This window comes from Oleiphilus sp. HI0132 (genome assembly GCF_001635845.1).
The window spans coordinates 1-285 of sequence record NZ_LWGJ01000995.1 but is presented as its reverse complement, the minus strand read 5'-3'; the positions used below and the strand labels follow the sequence as shown (position 1 = coordinate 285).

1 pseudogene is annotated in these 285 nt (G+C 47.4%); it reads right to left on the bottom strand.

The annotated features are described in order from the left end of the window. A pseudogene (aceE, locus tag A3766_RS11205) lies at positions 1-285 on the bottom strand (pyruvate dehydrogenase (acetyl-transferring), homodimeric type); the annotation flags it as partial.

Here is a 285-nt window from a genome sequence, read left to right as displayed (position 1 = left end):
AAGCCATAACCTTTGATCGTGTGCGCCAGAATAACGGTCGGCTGACCTTTATGATTAACCGCCTTATGATACGCAGCATAAACCTTGTAAGGATCATGCCCGCCACGATTAAGTTGCTCAATATCCCGATCACTCAATTGCTCAGCTAACTTGGCAAGCTCCGGATAGCGACCAAAGAAGTGCTTCCTCGTATAAGCCGCACCATTTGACTTAAAGTTTTGCATCTCGCCATCAACCACTTCATCCATCGCGCGCTGCATCGAGCCATCAGTATCTTGATCAAAC